Source organism: Pseudomonas sp. WS 5410, from assembly GCF_012985645.1.
Taxonomy (GTDB): domain Bacteria; phylum Pseudomonadota; class Gammaproteobacteria; order Pseudomonadales; family Pseudomonadaceae; genus Aquipseudomonas; species Aquipseudomonas shahriarae.
On the sequence record NZ_JAAQWS010000016.1, the window covers coordinates 33,207 to 50,437 of the forward strand.

At 58.5% G+C, this 17,231-nt stretch carries 28 protein-coding genes; 24 read left to right on the plus strand and 4 right to left on the minus strand.

Features of this window, described 5'->3' with window-relative positions:
• The first annotated feature begins 123 nt into the window (after positions 1 to 123).
• On the plus strand, positions 124 to 555 hold the full coding sequence (locus tag HBO24_RS21530) for a hypothetical protein (protein WP_170060275.1): 432 nt from the start codon (positions 124 to 126) through the stop codon (positions 553 to 555).
• A gap of 108 nt (positions 556 to 663) precedes the next feature.
• Positions 664 to 990, plus strand: a complete 327-nt coding sequence (locus tag HBO24_RS21535) for a DUF2388 domain-containing protein (protein WP_170060276.1) — start codon at positions 664 to 666, stop codon at positions 988 to 990.
• Between the two features lie 96 nt (positions 991 to 1,086).
• Here the strand turns inward: HBO24_RS21535 and HBO24_RS21540 are convergent, their stop codons facing one another.
• Positions 1,087 to 1,398, minus strand: coding sequence for a DUF1654 domain-containing protein (locus HBO24_RS21540; RefSeq protein WP_170060277.1), 312 nt, complete (start codon positions 1,396 to 1,398; stop codon positions 1,087 to 1,089).
• Positions 1,399 to 1,797: 399 nt separating this feature from the next.
• Between HBO24_RS21540 and HBO24_RS29660 the strand changes: the two genes are divergently transcribed.
• The 9 genes from HBO24_RS29660 (at position 1,798) to HBO24_RS21580 (ending at position 7,214) form a co-directional block, all read left to right on the plus strand.
• Positions 1,798 to 2,367 carry a hypothetical protein gene (locus tag HBO24_RS29660; RefSeq protein WP_262381545.1) on the plus strand — a complete coding sequence of 190 codons (570 nt, stop codon included), beginning with the start codon at positions 1,798 to 1,800 and terminating at the stop codon, positions 2,365 to 2,367.
• 254 nt (positions 2,368 to 2,621) lie between these two features.
• Complete coding sequence (locus HBO24_RS21550; protein ID WP_099491211.1) at positions 2,622 to 2,864, plus strand: hypothetical protein; 243 nt, start codon at positions 2,622 to 2,624, stop codon at positions 2,862 to 2,864.
• A gap of 200 nt (positions 2,865 to 3,064) precedes the next feature.
• A complete protein-coding gene (locus HBO24_RS29665; protein WP_262381547.1) occupies positions 3,065 to 3,289 on the plus strand; it encodes a hypothetical protein in 225 nt (74 codons plus the stop codon).
• Positions 3,267 to 3,497, plus strand: coding sequence for a hypothetical protein (locus HBO24_RS21555; protein ID WP_170060278.1), 231 nt, complete (start codon positions 3,267 to 3,269; stop codon positions 3,495 to 3,497). Before HBO24_RS29665 ends, HBO24_RS21555 begins: the two co-directional genes overlap by 23 nt.
• Complete coding sequence (locus HBO24_RS21560) at positions 3,494 to 3,721, plus strand: hypothetical protein (protein ID WP_120731824.1); 228 nt, start codon at positions 3,494 to 3,496, stop codon at positions 3,719 to 3,721. The genes HBO24_RS21555 and HBO24_RS21560 overlap by 4 nt, the downstream gene beginning before the upstream one ends.
• A gap of 54 nt (positions 3,722 to 3,775) precedes the next feature.
• The gene (locus tag HBO24_RS21565; RefSeq protein ID WP_170060279.1) at positions 3,776 to 4,936 is read left to right on the plus strand and encodes a hypothetical protein; all 1,161 of its coding nucleotides are present in this window, start codon (positions 3,776 to 3,778) and stop codon (positions 4,934 to 4,936) included.
• Between the two features lie 53 nt (positions 4,937 to 4,989).
• Positions 4,990 to 5,979 (plus strand): RecT family recombinase, encoded by a 990-nt coding sequence (locus HBO24_RS21570; RefSeq protein ID WP_170060280.1) that lies wholly within the window; start codon positions 4,990 to 4,992, stop codon positions 5,977 to 5,979.
• Positions 5,979 to 6,641 (plus strand): YqaJ viral recombinase family protein, encoded by a 663-nt coding sequence (locus tag HBO24_RS21575; RefSeq protein ID WP_170060281.1) that lies wholly within the window; start codon positions 5,979 to 5,981, stop codon positions 6,639 to 6,641. The genes HBO24_RS21570 and HBO24_RS21575 overlap by 1 nt, the downstream gene beginning before the upstream one ends.
• Positions 6,642 to 6,725: 84 nt before the next feature.
• Positions 6,726 to 7,214: a hypothetical protein gene (locus HBO24_RS21580; protein ID WP_170060282.1), complete on the plus strand. Its 489-nt coding sequence runs from the start codon at positions 6,726 to 6,728 to the stop codon at positions 7,212 to 7,214.
• A 37-nt stretch (positions 7,215 to 7,251) separates the two neighbouring features.
• Here HBO24_RS21580 and HBO24_RS21585 read toward each other — a convergent pair whose 3' ends face one another.
• Positions 7,252 to 7,593, minus strand: a complete 342-nt coding sequence (locus tag HBO24_RS21585; RefSeq protein WP_170060283.1) for a hypothetical protein — start codon at positions 7,591 to 7,593, stop codon at positions 7,252 to 7,254.
• Positions 7,594 to 7,715: 122 nt separating this feature from the next.
• Between HBO24_RS21585 and yejK the strand changes: the two genes are divergently transcribed.
• From yejK to HBO24_RS21605, 4 genes are all read left to right on the plus strand, one after another.
• On the plus strand, positions 7,716 to 8,723 hold the full coding sequence (gene yejK / locus HBO24_RS21590; protein ID WP_170060284.1) for a nucleoid-associated protein YejK: 1,008 nt from the start codon (positions 7,716 to 7,718) through the stop codon (positions 8,721 to 8,723).
• A 59-nt stretch (positions 8,724 to 8,782) separates the two neighbouring features.
• Positions 8,783 to 9,385 carry a hypothetical protein gene (locus tag HBO24_RS21595; RefSeq protein WP_170060285.1) on the plus strand — a complete coding sequence of 201 codons (603 nt, stop codon included), beginning with the start codon at positions 8,783 to 8,785 and terminating at the stop codon, positions 9,383 to 9,385.
• 85 nt (positions 9,386 to 9,470) lie between these two features.
• Positions 9,471 to 9,860, plus strand: a complete 390-nt coding sequence (locus HBO24_RS21600) for a hypothetical protein (RefSeq protein WP_170060245.1) — start codon at positions 9,471 to 9,473, stop codon at positions 9,858 to 9,860.
• A gap of 24 nt (positions 9,861 to 9,884) precedes the next feature.
• Entirely contained in the window at positions 9,885 to 11,357 is a 1,473-nt protein-coding gene (locus HBO24_RS21605; protein ID WP_170060286.1) for a DNA cytosine methyltransferase, read from the plus strand.
• On the opposite strand, the gene HBO24_RS21610 is transcribed toward HBO24_RS21605, so the two are convergent.
• Complete coding sequence (locus tag HBO24_RS21610; RefSeq protein WP_170060287.1) at positions 11,354 to 11,584, minus strand: hypothetical protein; 231 nt, start codon at positions 11,582 to 11,584, stop codon at positions 11,354 to 11,356. The genes HBO24_RS21605 and HBO24_RS21610 overlap by 4 nt on opposite strands.
• 72 nt (positions 11,585 to 11,656) lie before the next feature.
• Here HBO24_RS21610 and HBO24_RS21615 point away from each other — a divergent pair, with 72 nt between their 5' ends.
• The 6 genes from HBO24_RS21615 to HBO24_RS21640 all read left to right on the plus strand — a co-directional run bounded on the left by HBO24_RS21615 (position 11,657) and on the right by HBO24_RS21640 (position 14,168).
• The gene (locus HBO24_RS21615; protein ID WP_170060288.1) at positions 11,657 to 11,968 is read left to right on the plus strand and encodes a DUF4406 domain-containing protein; all 312 of its coding nucleotides are present in this window, start codon (positions 11,657 to 11,659) and stop codon (positions 11,966 to 11,968) included.
• Positions 11,965 to 12,405 (plus strand): hypothetical protein, encoded by a 441-nt coding sequence (locus tag HBO24_RS21620; protein ID WP_170060289.1) that lies wholly within the window; start codon positions 11,965 to 11,967, stop codon positions 12,403 to 12,405. The genes HBO24_RS21615 and HBO24_RS21620 overlap by 4 nt, the downstream gene beginning before the upstream one ends.
• Positions 12,398 to 12,679 (plus strand): hypothetical protein, encoded by a 282-nt coding sequence (locus HBO24_RS21625; RefSeq protein WP_178124597.1) that lies wholly within the window; start codon positions 12,398 to 12,400, stop codon positions 12,677 to 12,679. The genes HBO24_RS21620 and HBO24_RS21625 overlap by 8 nt, the downstream gene beginning before the upstream one ends.
• Positions 12,680 to 12,785: 106 nt before the next feature.
• Entirely contained in the window at positions 12,786 to 13,097 is a 312-nt protein-coding gene (locus tag HBO24_RS21630) for a hypothetical protein (protein WP_170060291.1), read from the plus strand.
• A 4-nt stretch (positions 13,098 to 13,101) separates the two neighbouring features.
• Entirely contained in the window at positions 13,102 to 13,749 is a 648-nt protein-coding gene (locus tag HBO24_RS21635) for a hypothetical protein (protein WP_170060292.1), read from the plus strand.
• Positions 13,750 to 13,799: 50 nt separating this feature from the next.
• Entirely contained in the window at positions 13,800 to 14,168 is a 369-nt protein-coding gene (locus tag HBO24_RS21640) for a phage protein NinX family protein (RefSeq protein WP_170060293.1), read from the plus strand.
• A 37-nt stretch (positions 14,169 to 14,205) separates the two neighbouring features.
• Here the strand turns inward: HBO24_RS21640 and HBO24_RS21645 are convergent, their stop codons facing one another.
• On the minus strand, positions 14,206 to 14,448 hold the full coding sequence (locus tag HBO24_RS21645; protein ID WP_170060294.1) for a hypothetical protein: 243 nt from the start codon (positions 14,446 to 14,448) through the stop codon (positions 14,206 to 14,208).
• Between the two features lie 115 nt (positions 14,449 to 14,563).
• On the opposite strand from HBO24_RS21645, the gene HBO24_RS21650 reads away from it, so the two are divergent.
• The 3 genes from HBO24_RS21650 to pbpG all read left to right on the plus strand — a co-directional run bounded on the left by HBO24_RS21650 (position 14,564) and on the right by pbpG (position 17,225).
• A complete protein-coding gene (locus tag HBO24_RS21650) occupies positions 14,564 to 14,788 on the plus strand; it encodes a hypothetical protein (RefSeq protein ID WP_170060295.1) in 225 nt (74 codons plus the stop codon).
• Between the two features lie 184 nt (positions 14,789 to 14,972).
• On the plus strand, positions 14,973 to 16,169 hold the full coding sequence (locus HBO24_RS21655; protein ID WP_170060296.1) for a site-specific integrase: 1,197 nt from the start codon (positions 14,973 to 14,975) through the stop codon (positions 16,167 to 16,169).
• A 132-nt stretch (positions 16,170 to 16,301) separates the two neighbouring features.
• On the plus strand, positions 16,302 to 17,225 hold the full coding sequence (gene pbpG, locus HBO24_RS21660; RefSeq protein ID WP_057441495.1) for a D-alanyl-D-alanine endopeptidase: 924 nt from the start codon (positions 16,302 to 16,304) through the stop codon (positions 17,223 to 17,225).
• Positions 17,226 to 17,231 lie beyond the last annotated feature (6 nt).

A 17,231-nucleotide genomic window follows, 5' to 3' on the forward strand; every position in this document is an offset into this window, starting at 1 on the left:
TCTTGTTACAACCATTCGCCTGCAGGCACCGCCCGTAGAGAACTTCAAACTTTCACCCTAGTCCTAATGCTAGGCGTGCTTTAAACCGTGAGCGCCTGCTGACAACCCATAGAGGTTCACAAAATGAAAATTACACTGCCCGCCCTAGCTTTGGGTGTCCTCATTTCGCAAGGAGCGATGGCAGCCGGAGATGGCACAGCCGCTCTTGGAGGCGGCGTTGGTGGTGCTCTAGGCAACATCGTAGGCCAGCAGCTCGGGGGCTCGACAGGCGCAGCGGTAGGCGCAGGCGTAGGTGGTGCTGCCGGTAGTGCTGTAGGTGCTCAAAAAGGCAATAGAGCCGAAGCTGCATTAGGTGGCGGTATCGGCTCGGCCGGTGGCTCACTCATTGGTAATCGCCTGGGGGGCACAACTGGCTCGACTATCGGTGCAGGTCTCGGCGGCGCCGCGGGTGGTGCGATCGGAAACAACCTGGCGGACGATGAGAGCAATCATCGGTCGGATGGTAAGAAGCACAAAGGCAACAACAAGCATAAACACAAGAACAAGCATCGTTAGTTTCTGACGCGGTTACATCGAGCCCGGCCCAGCGCCGGGCTTCTTGTTTCTGGCGAGCCTCTACCCTGCTATTGTGGCGCCCTTAGATCGCAATGGAAGCAATGAAGCATGGAGTCATGGAAGACACTGGCGATAGCCCTACTGGCATCGGTCAGCACGCAGGCCGTATCAGGTGATGGCGCCAACCCTATCGCTGCCGCGATATTTCTCACAATTTCCGCGCCAACCATTTTAATTGGGGCGACCACATCCCTCACGACCGAGCCGCCTGAGATTTTCAAGTCAGCCAAGACTGACGCTCTGGCGTTCATTGGTTCGGACGGCGAGATTCGCGGCGCCCAGTTTGAACAAGCCTCGAGGTACTACCGCTCCAACGGCGCACCGCCGCTGATGTCAGACACCCAACTAGCCCGGGCGATCGCAACTTCCCTCTGACAGCCACTTCCCAGACGGCCCCGCGCCGGGCTTCTTGCATCTGCCCTCCCCGACCTGACCCCGCAGCCCGCCAGTGAGCGGGCTTTTTCATACCTATCAGAAAGGCGCCGCCTCTTCTTCCTGCTCAAACTCAACCTCTCCCCTGCCCGCCACTTCGACTTCTTGCTGCTCCCACCTAACTGTCACGCTGCCGTCGTCATTGAGCGTCAGCTCAAGCTCGTCCGTATCGGCGATCACGCCCAGCACCTCATCCCATTCCCGATCACCGTCTGTGTCCAGGCGATGGATCGTCACCCAGCGCTGCGCCTGTGCCACGGGGTGATTGATCATTGATGAAACCCTCAGCCCCAGCCGCTCCATGCCGCTCATTTCCTGTCGTGCTGCCGATGTCACCTGCTTCTTCGCCATAAAATTCCCCCCCAATTAAAAGCTGTATATCCATACAGCTAATTGAAAAATCATAGCTCACTGCTAATGGGCGCGTAAAGCGTTTGTGGATCTCAGCCATCGGCTCGGAGAAACCTGGCGGATCGCGATAATTTCGCCCATCGCTAAATATTTAGCTTGGAGCTATTGACGATATTTTAGCTTGCGGCTAAATTAACCCCATCGCAGCGATACACAGGCACTGCGCACCGCTCTTTAACAACCTAGAAGGTTTCCGCAACTGAGATGTTGCGGGCCGCCTGTCCGGCAAGGACAGGGAGGGTCGATGCAAAGGCTCTGGCAAAACCTAACTATTTAGCCGCTACGCCTCTACTGGGGACCGGCGATCTGATCTGACCTACCGCCTGGGGAGTGACTTAGGTGCTGGAAGGAAACGCAGGAAGAACCTGCGGCGGATCGAGGGATACCGAACTGGCGAATGATCCAGATATGCGTGGCGAGACGAACACTTTACTGATGCGCCCGGCATGCCGTCGCATCGGTCAGCAAGACATAGTAACAACCGAGGATTTCTCGGTAGTTCGATTCAAGCCTGTGACCGACGCCAGTAGCGGGTCACGGTGGAAGTTTTCACTGATGCACCTGGTTACTCGGGTGCATTGGGAAAACAACCGGAGCATGACCATGAACAAAGAAGAGATTTACGACAGCCAGATCAGTCCCCTGATGCTGCAAATTATCGAAATTTGCAAGGCCCAGGGTATTGCGATGATTGCCAGCTTCAATATCGCTCACGATGGCGAAGGCCCGGACGGCGAAGACTGCTCCAACCTGACCTGCACGTCCCACCTCCCCGATGGCGATCAGGTTTTTGATGAACGCTACAGCAAGTGTGCCGTAACTATCCGGCGTGGGGCCCCGCAATCGCTGGCAATGCACATCACCAGCCAGAACCCTGATGGATCAAAAACGCTGACAGCGATTATTTGAACAACCAGCGCCACGACAGCCTGTCGTTAACTGCCCGAGGCCCTGGTACTCCCCAGAACTAGGCTGCATCGGAGATCGCTCGGCTGACTGCCCCGAGATAGCAGGGTGGCCACCTTTACCCGAGCCAAAGCGACGAACAACGCGGCGAAGACGGTTTACTCGTCAGTCAGATTCGAGCGATCTCCGATGCAGGTTGGGTTGTGACCCAGCTACAGTTATGTCGGGTGCCCCCCTAACCATTTAAGGACTCAAATATGAAAGTTAAGGACATGATCGCGCAATTGCAAAAGCTTGATCCGGAACTGCACCTGCTGGTGCTTTGCGAGGATTCAGATGTTTTAGAGAAAGGCCAAGGCATTCGAATCTTTGAGCCCGATTCGGCGGACATGTTTTTCGCCAAAATGAGCCGAGACTCAAATCACAAGGCACGGCTGGAAATCACCGCTGCTGGCGAAGGGCAAAAGCTGGCAAGCATCAACGTCACGACCGATTTCTAAGCAGCACCCCACCGGTATCAACGACTCGCCGCCGTAAGCGGCTCCCAACCTTCACCGCCTCTACCCGTCAGCACTCCTCCCCCGCGCCCATCGGCAACCAGCGGGAGGAATGAGTGTTGACGAATACAGGTGAACAACCCGCCAAACTGGAGGCGATCATGATCCAAAGTCACCAAGCTCACTGCGATGTAGCACTTGCAATGAACCAACGCCGCAATATCTCCATAGCCTATTGTCTCGGCATGGTCGGCTCCAGCACGCCAAAGAGCTCCCCCCGCTACCGTGTAGTTCCAGCGGGCCACGAGTTCTTTCACGTAGTCGAAGCCTCCACCGGAAAGGTGAAGGGGTTCCGCCAAGACCACAATGAAGCCTGTGCCCTTTCCCGGTCCCTGGAGTCTCGCCATGCCAACCAGCTATGCGGATAGTGCCCAGGCCCGCGAATCCGACAGGCGCTGGGACTTGCCGAACTTCGGGAAGACTCAGCATATCGATCTGTTCCACGAGTACACGGCAGATGACCTGGCAGAGCGTGAGGCGCGTCGCCTCAAAGAGCGTGCCAGCCTAAAGCAGCGTATCAGCGTTGCTATGGGGCAGATGGAACTGATCTGCCCGCCAGTAAGGGGTGCTGAATGAACATCGCCCAGCGAGACCATCAGATAGCCGTGGGCTGGATAGAGGCCGAGATAGAAAACCTGATCCGGGATCTGGGTAAGGAAAATGCCAGCGCCGCGGCGCGGTCATGCATAACCCTGGCTTTTATGCTGAGAGCCATCGACGAAGCTGAGCACCGTCATTACCAGGCGCAAATTGACCAGATCTACGCCAAACACAACGCCTCTACCGTTTCCGCCGCATAACTCTGCTGACCCACACCACTTTCAATGCTGCGCCTGGCGCGGCGAGGAATCGTCATGTCCAAAAATACCAATCAAGCACTTGCACAAGAATCGCTCGAAACATCTGAGGCCCAAGAAGTGAACAAGTCTGTAACGCCTGCCGTATCGATCACCGACATTGTGGAATATCAACCGCATGAAGAGCAGATCGTTCGCCTGGAGACCACCTACGCGAAGCTGGTCGTTGATTGCTCGACGAGCGAAGGTTTGGCAAATGCCAAAGAGGTTCGCGTAGACATCCGCGACGTACGCTATGCCCTGGCGAACACCACCAAGACAGCACTGGTGCCATACCAGCAGAAGGTGAAAGAAGCGCAGGCCCGAGTTAATCAGGTCAAGGATTTTGGCGAGGCATTGAAGGCTCGAGTTTTGGTCCTGGAAGAGCCAGTTGATGAAGCCATCAAAGCCGAAGAAAAGCGTATCGCCGATGCGAAGGCTGAGAAGGAGCGCCTTGAACAAGAGCGCATCGAAGCCATCCGGGCAAAAATCAACCGCTTCAGCGCTGTCGCTGCCGCCTATGCAAGCCAAAGCGCAGCCGACGTTTCTAACATCCTGCAGGGCGTCAAGGAAGCGGTGATCCTGCCCGAGGAGTATGGCGAGTTTGAAGCTGAAGCCACCATCGCTCGCGACAACGCGATTGATCAGCTGGAAGTGCTGCACAAGTCTGCCCTGGAGCGCGAAGCGGCCGCCGAAAAGCTACTGGCCCAGCAAAAGGAGCTTGATGAGCTGCGCGAGAAGCAGCGAATCGCCGACGCCGAGGCTGAAGAGCTGCGCAAACAACGCGCAGAAGAAGACCGCAAGCGCTTGAAGCAGCAACAGGATGAGTTGGACCAGCAGCGCCGTGACATGGAGGCTCAGCAACGTCAGCAGCGTGAGCAGCAGGAAGAGCAACAACGCCAGCAGCGCGAGCGCGAGGCACAGTATCAGCGCGACCAGGAAGAGCTGGTCCGTCTGCGCGCCCAGGCTGCCGCGCCTGCTCCAGTAGCGGCTGTCGCTGCCGCTCCAATCGAAAAGGAAGTTGAAACTGCGCCTGTTGCAGTAGTCGCCGACTCCATGACTTCCATCGACGTAGACCCGACTACACCCCCGGCTGAAGACATTGTCGAAGTGGTCGCCCTGGGCTTCGACGTTGACATCGACACCGCTCGCACTTGGCTGCGTGCCCTCAGCTTCTAACCACCCTTTCCATCTGACGGCCAGCACAACCCATGCTGGTTACGGAGAGCGCTATGACCGACACAGAAACCCAAGCACAAACCGGCCTCGCCACCTATCACGACCCATCGCATAACGCGGCAGCACTCATCCTCGACCCGGGCACCATGAAGTCGATGAGCGATCTCGCGATGATGATGTCGAAGGGCGTTACGACAGTCCCTAAGCACCTCAAGGGCAACCAGGCTGACTGTATGGCGGTAGTGCTACAAGCAATGCAATGGCAGATGAACCCATTCGCGGTGGCGCAGAAGACCTTTATCGTCAACGGTGGCGCTTTGAGCTATGAGGCCCAGCTCGTCAACGCAGTGATCACCGCCAAGGCGCCGGTAAAGGGGCGCCTGAACTTTGAGTGGTTCGGATCCTGGGAGAACGTCATCGGGAAGATGCGCGAAGTCACCAGCAAAACGAAGAAGGACGAGGATACAGGCGAGCCCAAAAAGTATCGTGTCCCAGCCTGGAGCTTTGACGACGAAAAAGGCCTCGGGATCAAGGTCTGGGCAACCTTCAAAGGCGAAGACGAACCGCGCACTCTTGAGCTGTTGCTGACCCAGGTTCGAACACGCAACTCTACGCTCTGGGCGGAAGACCCGAAGCAGCAAATCGCATACCTGGTCACCAAAAAATGGGCGCGACTCTTCTGCCCTGACGTGATCCTTGGTGTTTACACCCCTGACGAATTCGAGGATTCGTACGGCGGCGAGATCGACATCACCCCCGCCAAACAGACTGCGAACACCGCTGCCGCGGCGGGAGTGTCGTTCGGGCCTAAATCTCCGTCGCCTGAAATCGACGGAGTATTTGCTGACCTTCTAGTCGTCGCGAAGCGCCAGGACATCGAAGCCTACGCAGCAGCTTGGGCGGGCCTCAAGCCGAAGCAGCGTGCGGCAATCGGTCTTGAATGCCACGAAGCACTCAAGAGCATGGCGGCGACCGTTGATGCTGACTTCACCGACATGAGCGGCTCCAACGCAGACCACCCCCATACAGAGAAGGCCGCGTAGTGAGAACTGAGCTTCAGGGCACGGACAAGTGGCATGCAGACCGATCTGGCCGAGTGACAGCCAGCCGCTTTAAAGACGTGTTGGCCTGGGGAAAGCCTGACAAACATGGGAAGCGCGAGCCGATGGGCGCGCGCACCTCCTACATGCGCGAACTGTGCTTCGAGCGGCTGGCAAAGAAGTCCAAACACAACGTCAGCAGCGCCTCCCTGAAATGGGGGCACGCTGAAGAGCAAAAGGCCCAGGACGCCTACGAGATGCTGACCGGCAACATCGTCCTCCCCTCCGAATTCATCGTCCACCCCAGGTACGACTGGCTTGGCTGCTCTCCAGACGGCCTGATCAACGATGACGGCGGCACTGAATCAAAGTGCCCTTTCAACGAAGCAATTCACATCAGGACCTGGCTCGAAGGCATGCCCGAAGAACACATCCCTCAGATTCAGGGATGCATGTTCGTTACGGGTCGCAAGTGGTGGGACTTCATTTCGTTCGATTCCCGTCAGGATGAGGTGTGTCAGCTCTATATCGAGACGATTTACCGCGACGAGAACTACATCGCAAACCTGCACAAGGAGCTGGTCCAGTTCAACCTGGAACTCAATCGCATGGTCGACGAGGTCGCAGACAAGGCGCGGGCGCAAGCCCACCGCCTGGGAGCCTGAGCATTCGCCGCATAACCCGCATCCAGCAACGCAAACGTCAAACCTGGCTCGCATTGCCGGCCAGCGGAATAGAAGAGGCAGGCCATGGCAGCCGAACAAAAGGAGCGCACGGCAAAGCTTGCCGAGAAGCGGCAGGAGCTGGGCGAGCAGGAATTGCGGCACACGGTCCCGCACGGCACCCGGCAGATGCTCGACGAGTTGATGCTCTGGCATAAGGTCGATGAAGTCAGCGAGGCGGTGCAACTGCTGGTGCTGAATGGCCGGGCCGAGGATCTGCCGCTGGCGCCGCCGAGAGTCAAAGGGCCATCCGCCACCATCCGGCACTACTTTCGCCAGGGAATGCGTGATCGACTTGCAGCGCTAACCGCCGAACTGGGCGAGAAGAAAGACCGGTCAACCATCTGGCGACTGATCGCACACGCCCACTCTCTGGGCCCCAAGAAATCCGAAGCCCTCTTCAAAATTAAGCGCCACGGTTACGAGATAACTGAAAACGTAGCGCGCAAATTACGGCAAGCAGGATTTGCCGAATCACTTCAAATGAACGCCGAAGACGAAGGCGAGAACGACTGATAGCCCGTCCTACTCTTTGAGCGCGGGCGGCATGGAGCTACTCGACCTTAATTTTCATCGTTGGCTCCGACTCCATGGTCGGGCGGCGCATTTCGGGGTCATTTGCATCAAGGCATCGGAACTGCAGCTCAGCATTGGCGTAGCGCCCGTATCCCGAATCTCTGGACGCCTCTTTAACCGGCATCAATTGCTTTCCTTTCTTGCCACAGAAGGCATCGGCCTCTTGATATAGCTCAGCTTTTACAGCCGCACCGCCGAAGGTTGAGAAGCTACCGTCCTTCGCAATCATGTAAGTGTCACGCCCCATCGGAACTACACCTGGGCCGGCACAGCCGGAGACGGCCAGGGCTATCGCTGAAATCAGTAGTAGTAGGCGCATCTAAAGCGCTCCTTGCATAAGTGGTAGCAAATCATAGTGCCATCAGACTGACGCTTCATTCTTTTTCACCCTACTCGCTGCATCCGGTAACCGGAGGGCGGCGCCTACCTGAGGTAAACGCAATGCCCGTACTTCACAGCGCAATCCACAAGATCGACAAGAAGCCAGACGGCACCCCGGCCGTTCTGTTCCTTGGCGGCGCCGAGCAAGTCGAAAGCCAGGCCCGCGATGATCTGATGCACCAGTTCAACGAAAGCTACAACGGTACCGCCGGCAAGGGCTGGGGCTTCTTCCATGCTGAATCAGGCGCCTTCCCACTAAGCGGCTGGCTCGGCAAGTACCTGGCTGGAGTCGGTGACTTCCTCAAGTTCAGCACCATCGCTGTCGAGCACCTGGTCAGGCTGATGGAAGAGTCGAACCTCACCACCGGCGGGCACGCCCTCTTCTGCCACTATCAGCAAGGCCTGACCGAATACCTCGTCATCGCCCTGGTGCAGGAAACCGAAGCTGTGACCATGACCGAGGAACTCAGCCTTCTGACGATCAAGCGCCTGGACTTGGATCACATCCGCCTGGCCGCGCGCATCAACCTCAGCGAATGGAAGAGCAACCCGCAGTCGAAGCAGTACATCTCCTATATCAAGGGCAAGCAGGGTCGCAGGATCAACGAGTACTTCCGCGACTTCATCGGCTGCCAGGAAGGGATCGACGGCCCAAGCGAAACCCGGACCCTGCTCAAGGCATTCAGCGACTTTGTTGAAAGCGAGGATCTGCCAGAAGAGTCGGCGCGCGAGAAGACACACACGCTGGTCAGCTACTCCATGGCCCAGGCCAAGCTAGGGGAGCCGATCACCCTTGGCGAGCTGTCAGAGTTGATCGACGAGGACCGCCCGAAGAACTTCTACGACTTCATCAAGGCGAAGGACTACGGGCTTTCTGAGACCCTGCCGCCGGACAAGAAGACCCTCAACAAATTCAGGCGATTCACAGGCCGGGCCGAAGGGCTGTCGATCAGCTTCGAGGCGCACCTGCTGGGCGACAAGATCGAGTTTGACCCGGCCGGAGGCACGCTGACATTGCGCGGCCTGCCTACTCAGCTAACCGAGCAGCTCAAGCGCGCCGCCGCCTGACGACGCAAACTTCCGCGGCTCGCTCTCGTAGGAGGGCGACGCCTGACTGGAGATAATCCATGGACAAAAACACCAAGATCCTGATCACGGAGATACCGGGTGAGTGGACCCAGCGCCAGCGCAACGGCAGTCTCAACGTGTGGAACGGGGCGGATCATCACCGATTTCACCGCACCACTACTGACCTGCCTGAAGTCAGCCTGCGCCCCCCGGAAAATGGCCTGTACGCCGAGCGAATCGAAGGCGCCTGGTACTGGGTTTCTGGTTGCGCCAAGTGCAACGGAACCGGTGAGAAGTACAGCTACGTGGTGTGCGATAAGCACAACGTTTGCCGCTTGTGCAGCACCCACCGCTCGAAGCTCACGGAAACACCGTGGGGCCATCCTGAAGGCTTCACCTGCAAACCTTGCCAGGACGCAGAAGACGCCGTTGCGAAAGCCGCGGCGCTGGCCAAGGTAGCCGAGAGCGAATACGACGAGTGGGACTATCGCAGCCAGGATGAATGCAAATGCCCGCATTGCGCCACGGTCATCCACATCGAGTCTGAAGATTACGGCGACAAGAAAATGACCTGCGACACCTGCGGCGGCGAGTTCGAGCTTGTCACTGAGTACACAATTCAGTTCACCACGACGGTGATTGGCGAACGCCTCACCGCCTGATCCGGCTCCATGCCGGTCACCCGTAATACCCCATATCAACGAATCACGCCAGCCGGCGAGGCAGGCGCACGCTTGGAGATAACCCATGAGCACCTTTGCAGTGTTTGGAATGACCCTCGATGTCGCCAAGACAGAGGCCCGCAAGAAGACGGCTGGCACCCGCAAGAATGCCAAGGCGCCTGGCGGCGTCGAGCCGATACCGGAAGCTGAGTGGCTGGAGCTGGTCGCAAAGCGCACCGAGAAGATTATGGGGGGGGGTACGGTTCGCCAACTCTCACCGCTCTTCGACGCGCCGCAGTACGCCGAGCAGTTCATTGAGCTGGCCCGCAAGACGCTGAGATGCCGTGACATGCAGATCAGGGCCAAGGCCGTGCTGGTGGACGCCAAAGGAAAGCCGATCATCAACGCCAAAACAAAGGCACCCCGCGTGGGGTTTTCGGAGTGGCCGGCAAAGTCGCAGGACCAGGCCGCCTAACTCACCCAAACATCGAGAACTGCCATGACCATCACCTACGGCTCGGTTTGCTCCGGCATCGAGGCTGCAACACAAGCGTGGCACCCGCTGGGCATGCGCGCCGCCTGGTTCGCCGAGATTGAGCCGTTCCCCTCGGCGGTCCTGGCCCACCACTACCCCGACGTGCCGAATCACGGCGACATGACCAAGCTGGCCGCCCTGGTGCTGGCCGGCAAGATCCCGGCGCCGGACGTGCTGGTCGGCGGAACACCATGCCAGGCCTTCTCGGTCGCCGGTATGCGCGAAGGCCTTACCGACCCGCGCGGCGCCCTCACCATCAAATACGTGGAGCTTGCAGATGCAGTTGACTATGTTCGCGACGGCCAGCGAAAGCCCGCCAGCGTTATCGTCTGGGAGAACGTCCCCGGCGTCCTCAGCGACAAAGGGAACGCCTTCGGATGCTTTCTTGGCGCGCTTGCTGGGGAAGACTGCGAGCTGCAGCCTCCAGGGAAGAAATGGCAGGACGCTGGTTGTGTGTATGGACCCAAAAGAACAATCGCGTGGCGGGTCCTGGACGCCCAATATTTCGGCCTGGCCCAACGACGCCGTCGTGTGTTCGTTGTCGCAAGTGCTCGAGACGGGTTCGATCCCACCGAGGTACTTTTTGAGCGCGAAGGCGTGCGCCGGGATTCTCCGCCGCGCCGAGGCGAGGGGCAAGACGTTGCCGGGACCATTGCGGGTGGCGCTCGAAAGAATGGCGGATATAGCGCCGACGACATCCCTCACGTAACAGCGCCACTAACTACCAACCCATATGGCGACCATGAGGCTAGGGAATCCCTCCTAGTGTTTGGAGGAAACAACACCACTGGCCCGATTGAAGTTGCTCCAGCACGTAATGCATGCGCCAGCGCCAGCGGAAGGATGGACTTCGAAAGCGAAGCCTTTGTAGTACACGGCACGCAAGATCCTTGTGTAAGCATCGGCCAAGCGCACGCACTGGGCCGGAACAACGGGCAGGAGAACGCGGTATTGGCCTTCTCCTGCAAGGATCACGGCGCCGACGCCGGAGCAATCGCACCTACGCTGCGCGCAATGAATCACTCAGGCAGCCACGCCAACGCCGGCGGCCAGGTCGCCGTGTGCATCACCGGGGACATCACCCACACGCTGAAAGCCGAAGGATTCGACGGTAGCGAGGACGGTACCGGGCGCGGCCAGCCGATTGTTGCATGTCGAGAAGTGGCCCAGACGCTGACCTGCAACTACGGGAAGCAGGTCGACAACACTGATTCAGCCCTGGGCCCCAACGTAGTGTCCTTTACCAGCTCAGTGCGCCGCCTCACGCCGAGGGAGTGCGAACGCCTTCAGGGCTTCCCCGACGACTACACGCGCATCCCTTGGCGCGGGAGAGTTTTGGGTTTGTGCCCGGACGGGCCCCGCTACAAGGCGATCGGCAACAGCAAGGCCGTCACCGTGGTTCGCTGGATCGGCCGGCGCCTGCTACAGCAGCTTTAAGCCCGGCCGGCAATCAACCTGGCGCCAACCTCGCGCCCAGCAACCTGCGCCAGGCCACGGTCAACATAGGTTCGGTCACCTGCAACAACCGGCTCCACCACCTCACCACCGCGCTTTATCTCGACGTTGATACGCCAGGTCTCCCGGCCTTCCTCGTCCTTGTCGCACTCCATGTAGTTCCAAACCTGAAAGCCTTCGATCTCATCGTAAATATCGTGCTTGGTCATGGTCCTGCCCATTTAGAGGAAGGGGCCATCGTAGCACCACACCGCCCGGGCATGGCCCGGCAAGGATTCCCCGTGAAACGGATTTACCTCAGCGGCCCCATGACCGGCCTGCCCGGCCTCAACTTCGCCGCCTTCCACGCCATGACCACCAACCTGCGCGCCGGCGGCCACACCGTCACCAACCCCGCCGAACTGAACCCAGACGGCGGCACCTGGAACGACTGCATGCGCCGCGACATTGCCGCCCTGATGGACTGCGACACCGTGGCCACCCTGCCCGGCTGGCAAGAATCGAAGGGCGCCCAGCTCGAAGTCCTGATTGCCCAGCACCTCGGCATGACGGTTGTGAATGCCCATGATCTGGTAACGAGGGAGGCTGTATGAGCGAGTTCAAGCGCGAAGACCGCTACATCATCATCAAGCGCAGCGACCTGAAAAAGGTTCCTGTGGCGTATCGCAGCGCCTTGGTTGATCCGATGTTCTCGCTGCGATCCCACCTGCCTCGCCGCGAGTGCGTGGTGGTCGAGCACGACTGGCCGGAGTACCACCTTGTCTGGGCCATGATTGAACACCGCATGGCCGGCAAGCCGGTCCCAGACTTCAACCTGTGGCGCCGCGCTGACGCCCTGCAAGCCCTGCTGACCGCAGCGGATGAGCGGGCGGATGTGCTGGAGACTGCTCTGGCCGGGATGCTGTTTGCTTTCGATGACGGCGTGGGCCGTAAGTGGTCCGAAGACCTTCTTGACTTCGCTCGCAAGCTGACGGCTGCCAAGGAATTCAAGGCCGCACTCAAGCCAGCAGAGGGTGGTGGCGATGCTTAAATATCCTCTCGAAGTAAATAGCGTTGGCAGCGACACCTACATTGTGATGAGTCGCGGTCACCACGACCTGCGCGAGTTCATGGTTGAGGCCGTAAAAGATTACGAAGGCTGGAATCTTGGCGGCGCCGTGCACAAGTGGTGCAAATCTGTCCCTGATCGCTCCGGCGAATTCGACATGCGCTACGTGTTTGTGGATGAGGGAACTCGCGGCGCATGGCCAGCAACTTACGCCTTTGAATATGGCGAAGGCTATGAAGAGTGGAAGCAACCATGAAACCCAACTCCCCGCCTACTGCTGGTGCCTGCTGGCACTGGCACAACTGATTTGATGTAACCCCTCCCCCTTCAAAGTCAGCCGCTATAGCGGCAAGGACGAAGTCATGCCCGTGGAAAATGGAAAAGAAGTATTCGAATTGAACGGCGGCCAACCTGCACCACCTCCATTGCTCGCCTTCATGGTCGGCGACTGCGATTGGGTTGCGGCTGTAGATGAGGCAGGCGCACGTCGCGTGCTCGAGGAAATGAACGGCGAAGAGCCAGGCGCCTACGACGACTGGGATGTTGAGCAGGTCAGTGATGAATGGCTAGACAAGCCGTGGTGCGATGAGGATGACCGCACGAAGATCGTCGGCACTTTGCGCGAATGGCTGGCCGCCGCCACTGAGCCGGCATATCTCGCAGGGACGGAATAGAGCCATGACCACAATCAAAGAACGCCCCATCCTGTTCTCGGCGCCGATGGTGCGCGCCATCCTGGAAGGCCGGAAGACGGTCACCCGGCGGGCGGTCCGCGTAGGGTTCAACCCGGAAGACCTTGAGGGCTCGCTGAGTGCGAGTGAATGCCGGAAACTCTATCGCGAGCTGCCGCAGTACTTCGGCCCCTCCTACTTCTGCCCATACGGCCAGCCCGGCGACCGGCTGTGGGTGCGCGAGACCTGGTACTGCGATCACTTTGAAGTCATGCGCGGCCCCTACCTAAAGCCGGATGACCTGGATTTCGGTGAAGCGATCGAAGACGGGACACTGGTCTACGCCGCCGACGGGCTGACCCCGTACGAGCAGGAGCAGCCAACCTGGAAGCCGTCGATCCATATGCCGCGCTGGGCCAGCCGCATCCTGCTGGAGATCACCAAAGTTCGCGTCGAGCGGTTGCAGGACATCAGCCGCGCCGATATACGGGCGGAAGGCCTGCAGTGTCCGCCGGAGCTGGCAAGCGATGACGTTTCACCGAATTACCGAGACTGGTACCCGGCGGCTTGGAAGGAGCTGTGGGATTCCACCGGCGGCAACTGGGACGCCAACCCGTGGGTATGGGTGGTCGAGTTCAGCCGGGTGACGCCATGATCGCCCCCCCTCTGGTTCGCCTACGTCTTCATCTACAAGGGGCCGAGGCCATGAGTACGACCGCAGTGAAAACGCAAGATCTGACCGGGGCGGCTCTGGATTGGGCGGTGGCAGGAGCCACTAATGAAAAGGGCTACTGGGCTGAGTTGTTCCAGCAATGCGTCATCACCGGTAAAACGCTTGGCGGAATCAGCCTCAAGTACTCGCCGTCTACCGACTGGAGTCAGGCAGGCCCTTTGCTTGAGAAGCACAAAATCGGATTTGGCCCGGTGCGTGGTGGCTGGGTAGCTCACCCGAATCGACCGAACGAGCCAACAGACTGGATGCGGGCTGAAGCGCCACTGGTTGCGATCTGTCGCGCCATCGTCGCTGACAAGCTTGGCATGGTCGTGACGGTTCCAGCCGAACTCATCCAGTAATAACCCTACCCCCCTACATGCCTGCCGGTGAGCGAACTCACGATAACTGGCTGTCGATCCATCGCTCCGCAGCGGCCATTGCGTCACCCAGCGCCGCCGGATAGTCAGGCCATGGGCCCGTCAGCTCGGCGGCAACTTCGCCCAATCCTTCAACGGATGCCGGCTCAATGATTCTCGCAAATGCGGGTACATCATCGTTTGGTCGCCTCCATTCGAACTTGAGAAACAACGTATGCCCCCGATAGGTGTGAACGACTGGAACATCGAGATTGTGTGACACGCGCCCTCCCTGACACATGAGCAAGTTGAACAGTATTTGTAGCTCTTTTTCGCACCCTTCGCCATCGAGGCACTTCGCTATCAACTTCTGCTGCCCAGCGCGGCAAGGACACCCCATGTACGCAACGAAACTTACCCTGCTCATCACGGCCATCGTGCTGTACGTGGCGGGGTCCACCTTCTGGTTTTTCTGGCAGGTGCCGGAGCTGCTCTCCACCGGTACCGACCAGACCCTGATCGCAGCATTCGCCGGCTCAGTTGCCTGGGCGCTGCTCACCTTCGGTTTCATCATCCACATCATCAAGACAGCGCGGCCTACAGCGGGCGGCGGGAGGCATTAATGGCAGAGGCCCAGGAAAGACCGGAAACGTTTCAACTCGACAAAGTGCCAGAGGCGCGAATGGCCGAGATCATCGGTACCACCAAGCGGGCGCTGGAGGGAAAGCGCGACCGTGGGGCAATCCCAGAAGGTGTCTGGAACAAGATAGATGGCAGGATTTTTTACAGCATCAGGAGATATGAGACATGGCTAGAAAGCCAATGGGCCTGCCCGCAGGAGTTGAGTTTGCCGGCCAGTCAGTCCGAATTCGCTTTACTTGGCGAGGGGAGCGGCGCTGCGAGACTCTCGCACATCCCCAAACACCAAAAGGCATCAAGGCGGCAGCCGATCTACGTGATCAAGTAATCAGCCTGGCGAAACATGGGGTTTTGGATGATCAGCGATATGCTGAACTGTTCCCAAACTCCAGCTACACCCCGATGTCGCTGGTGATGACCTTCGGCGAATACGCCCAAGCATGGATCAATAGTCTGGAGATCGTACCTGGGACACGTAGAAACTACTTGGCAACGATCAACGCCTACTGGATGCCTTGGCTGGGCCAGCTCCCTATCAACGCAATCACGCCAATGGTCCTGCGCAAAGTAATCAGCCGGACGGTGTGGGAGTCCCCGTCAGTCAAGCGTGAGGCAATCTCCCGCGTAACATCCCTGCTAAAAGCTGCTGTCCAGGACGAGTTGATAGATCGGAACCCGGCCACGCCCATAAAACTGCCCAAGAAGGTGCGGAAACAGGTAGAGCCGTTTTCAAGCGAGGAAGCGGACGCAATCATTGAATGGATGTATGCGAACTTTCAAAAGCCAGCGGCACGGATCTATGCAGCCTACTTTGAATTCGCCTTTTACAGTGGGATGAGGACTGGGGAGTTAGCGGCGCTGCGCTGGGAAGAGGTCGACCAACAAAAGCGCGTAGCGCACGTTTGCCGAATCGTTGTTGATGGGGAGGTAGAAGAGCGCACTAAGACCAAGTACGCAAGAACGGTGATGCTCAACAGTCGTGCCCTGAAGGCACTTGAGCAGGCCCGGCAGATTGCGGAATCCAGGGCGACGCAGCGGCGAAGAGTGAGCAAGGAGTCGCCGTACGTGTTTCCACCATCGGGAGGCTCGGAGTTTATCCGATGGGCAAACCGGTCAGGTGACCAGTTCGTCAAGGCTCTGGAAGCCCTGGAAATAGCCCCACGGCCTCAGTACAACTGCCGCCACACATATGCCACTATGTGCCTAATGGCCGGCATGAACCCGGCATTCATCGCGGACCAGCTTGGACACAGTGTCCAAGTGCTTCTGACAACCTATGCCAAATGGTTGTCGTCAACTACCGACTGGTCAGAAGTTGGAAAGCTTGAACAATCCATGATTGGTACAAAATTGGTACAACCCTAACCAATCATCGGCTTATAGCCTTTATGTAAAGGCTCTCTATCAGTTTCTGATCCATACTAATAATATGTAACGTCATTTTTCATATAGCCGGTCACACCCGGTATTTTTCTACCTTTTAGCGAGTTCATCCGCGTGAATATTCGTCTTTCTCTTGTCAGCCTGTTCTTCGCATTCGCCGGCACCGTCGCCAACGCCAGCGAAACCACCCTGGCCCCACGGGACACCTCGCAACTGCACATCGCTTCGGGCAGCGCGATGTTGGTGGACCTGCAAACCAACAAGGTGATCTACGCCAGCAACCCCGACGTAGTGGTGCCGATTGCTTCCGTCACCAAATTGATGACCGGCATGGTGGTGCTGGACGCCAAGCAGAATATGGACGAGTACATCTCCATCAACATCAGCGACACCCCGGAAATGAAAGGGGTGTTCTCGCGGGTCAAGCTCAACAGCGAGATGCCGCGCAAGGAGATGTTGCTGATTACCCTGATGTCCTCGGAAAACCGCGCCGCCGCCAGCCTGGCCCATCACTATCCGGGCGGCTATGCCGCGTTTATTGCCGCGATGAACGCCAAGGCCAAGGCCCTGGGCATGAACAGCACGCGCTATGTCGAGCCGACCGGTCTGTCGATCCATAACGTGTCTACCGCCCGCGACTTGAGCAAGCTGGTGCAGGCCGCGCGCAAGTACCCGATGCTCACGCAATTGAGCACCACTAAGGAAAAGACCGTGTCGTTCCGCAAGCCCAACTACACCCTGGGCTTTTCCAACACCGATCACCTGGTCAACCGTGCCAACTGGGATATCAAGCTGACCAAGACCGGCTTCACCAACCAGGCCGGCCACTGCCTGGTGCTGGTGACCAGCATGGGCAATCGCCCGGTGTCGCTGGTGATCCTCGATGCCTTCGGCAAGTTCACACACTTTGCCGATGCCAGCCGCATTCGCAAGTGGATTGAAACCGGCAAGAGCGGCTCGGTGCCGGACGTAGCCCTGCAATACAAGGCCGACAAGAACCTCAAGGCCCGCCAGACCGGGGTCGCCCAGTCCCACTGAGGCACG

Excerpts from the sequence above, each read along its gene's own strand:
- HBO24_RS21530 (WP_170060275.1), top strand. The coding sequence starts at position 124 with ATGAAAATTACACTGCCCGCCCTAGCTTTGGGTGTCCTCATTTCGCAA.
- HBO24_RS21535 (WP_170060276.1), top strand. The coding sequence starts at position 664 with ATGGAGTCATGGAAGACACTGGCGATAGCCCTACTGGCATCGGTCAGC.
- HBO24_RS21540 (WP_170060277.1), bottom strand. The coding sequence starts at position 1,398 with ATGGCGAAGAAGCAGGTGACATCGGCAGCACGACAGGAAATGAGCGGC.
- HBO24_RS21550 (WP_099491211.1), top strand. The coding sequence starts at position 2,622 with ATGAAAGTTAAGGACATGATCGCGCAATTGCAAAAGCTTGATCCGGAA.
- HBO24_RS29665 (WP_262381547.1), top strand. The coding sequence starts at position 3,065 with ATGAACCAACGCCGCAATATCTCCATAGCCTATTGTCTCGGCATGGTC.
- HBO24_RS21555 (WP_170060278.1), top strand. The coding sequence starts at position 3,267 with ATGCCAACCAGCTATGCGGATAGTGCCCAGGCCCGCGAATCCGACAGG.
- HBO24_RS21560 (WP_120731824.1), top strand. The coding sequence starts at position 3,494 with ATGAACATCGCCCAGCGAGACCATCAGATAGCCGTGGGCTGGATAGAG.
- HBO24_RS21565 (WP_170060279.1), top strand. The coding sequence starts at position 3,776 with ATGTCCAAAAATACCAATCAAGCACTTGCACAAGAATCGCTCGAAACA.
- HBO24_RS21570 (WP_170060280.1), top strand. The coding sequence starts at position 4,990 with ATGACCGACACAGAAACCCAAGCACAAACCGGCCTCGCCACCTATCAC.
- HBO24_RS21580 (WP_170060282.1), top strand. The coding sequence starts at position 6,726 with ATGGCAGCCGAACAAAAGGAGCGCACGGCAAAGCTTGCCGAGAAGCGG.
- HBO24_RS21585 (WP_170060283.1), bottom strand. The coding sequence starts at position 7,593 with ATGCGCCTACTACTACTGATTTCAGCGATAGCCCTGGCCGTCTCCGGC.
- yejK (WP_170060284.1), top strand. The coding sequence starts at position 7,716 with ATGCCCGTACTTCACAGCGCAATCCACAAGATCGACAAGAAGCCAGAC.
- HBO24_RS21595 (WP_170060285.1), top strand. The coding sequence starts at position 8,783 with ATGGACAAAAACACCAAGATCCTGATCACGGAGATACCGGGTGAGTGG.
- HBO24_RS21600 (WP_170060245.1), top strand. The coding sequence starts at position 9,471 with ATGAGCACCTTTGCAGTGTTTGGAATGACCCTCGATGTCGCCAAGACA.
- HBO24_RS21605 (WP_170060286.1), top strand. The coding sequence starts at position 9,885 with ATGACCATCACCTACGGCTCGGTTTGCTCCGGCATCGAGGCTGCAACA.
- HBO24_RS21610 (WP_170060287.1), bottom strand. The coding sequence starts at position 11,584 with ATGACCAAGCACGATATTTACGATGAGATCGAAGGCTTTCAGGTTTGG.
- HBO24_RS21620 (WP_170060289.1), top strand. The coding sequence starts at position 11,965 with ATGAGCGAGTTCAAGCGCGAAGACCGCTACATCATCATCAAGCGCAGC.
- HBO24_RS21625 (WP_178124597.1), top strand. The coding sequence starts at position 12,398 with ATGCTTAAATATCCTCTCGAAGTAAATAGCGTTGGCAGCGACACCTAC.
- HBO24_RS21630 (WP_170060291.1), top strand. The coding sequence starts at position 12,786 with ATGCCCGTGGAAAATGGAAAAGAAGTATTCGAATTGAACGGCGGCCAA.
- HBO24_RS21635 (WP_170060292.1), top strand. The coding sequence starts at position 13,102 with ATGACCACAATCAAAGAACGCCCCATCCTGTTCTCGGCGCCGATGGTG.
- HBO24_RS21640 (WP_170060293.1), top strand. The coding sequence starts at position 13,800 with ATGAGTACGACCGCAGTGAAAACGCAAGATCTGACCGGGGCGGCTCTG.
- HBO24_RS21650 (WP_170060295.1), top strand. The coding sequence starts at position 14,564 with ATGTACGCAACGAAACTTACCCTGCTCATCACGGCCATCGTGCTGTAC.
- HBO24_RS21655 (WP_170060296.1), top strand. The coding sequence starts at position 14,973 with ATGGCTAGAAAGCCAATGGGCCTGCCCGCAGGAGTTGAGTTTGCCGGC.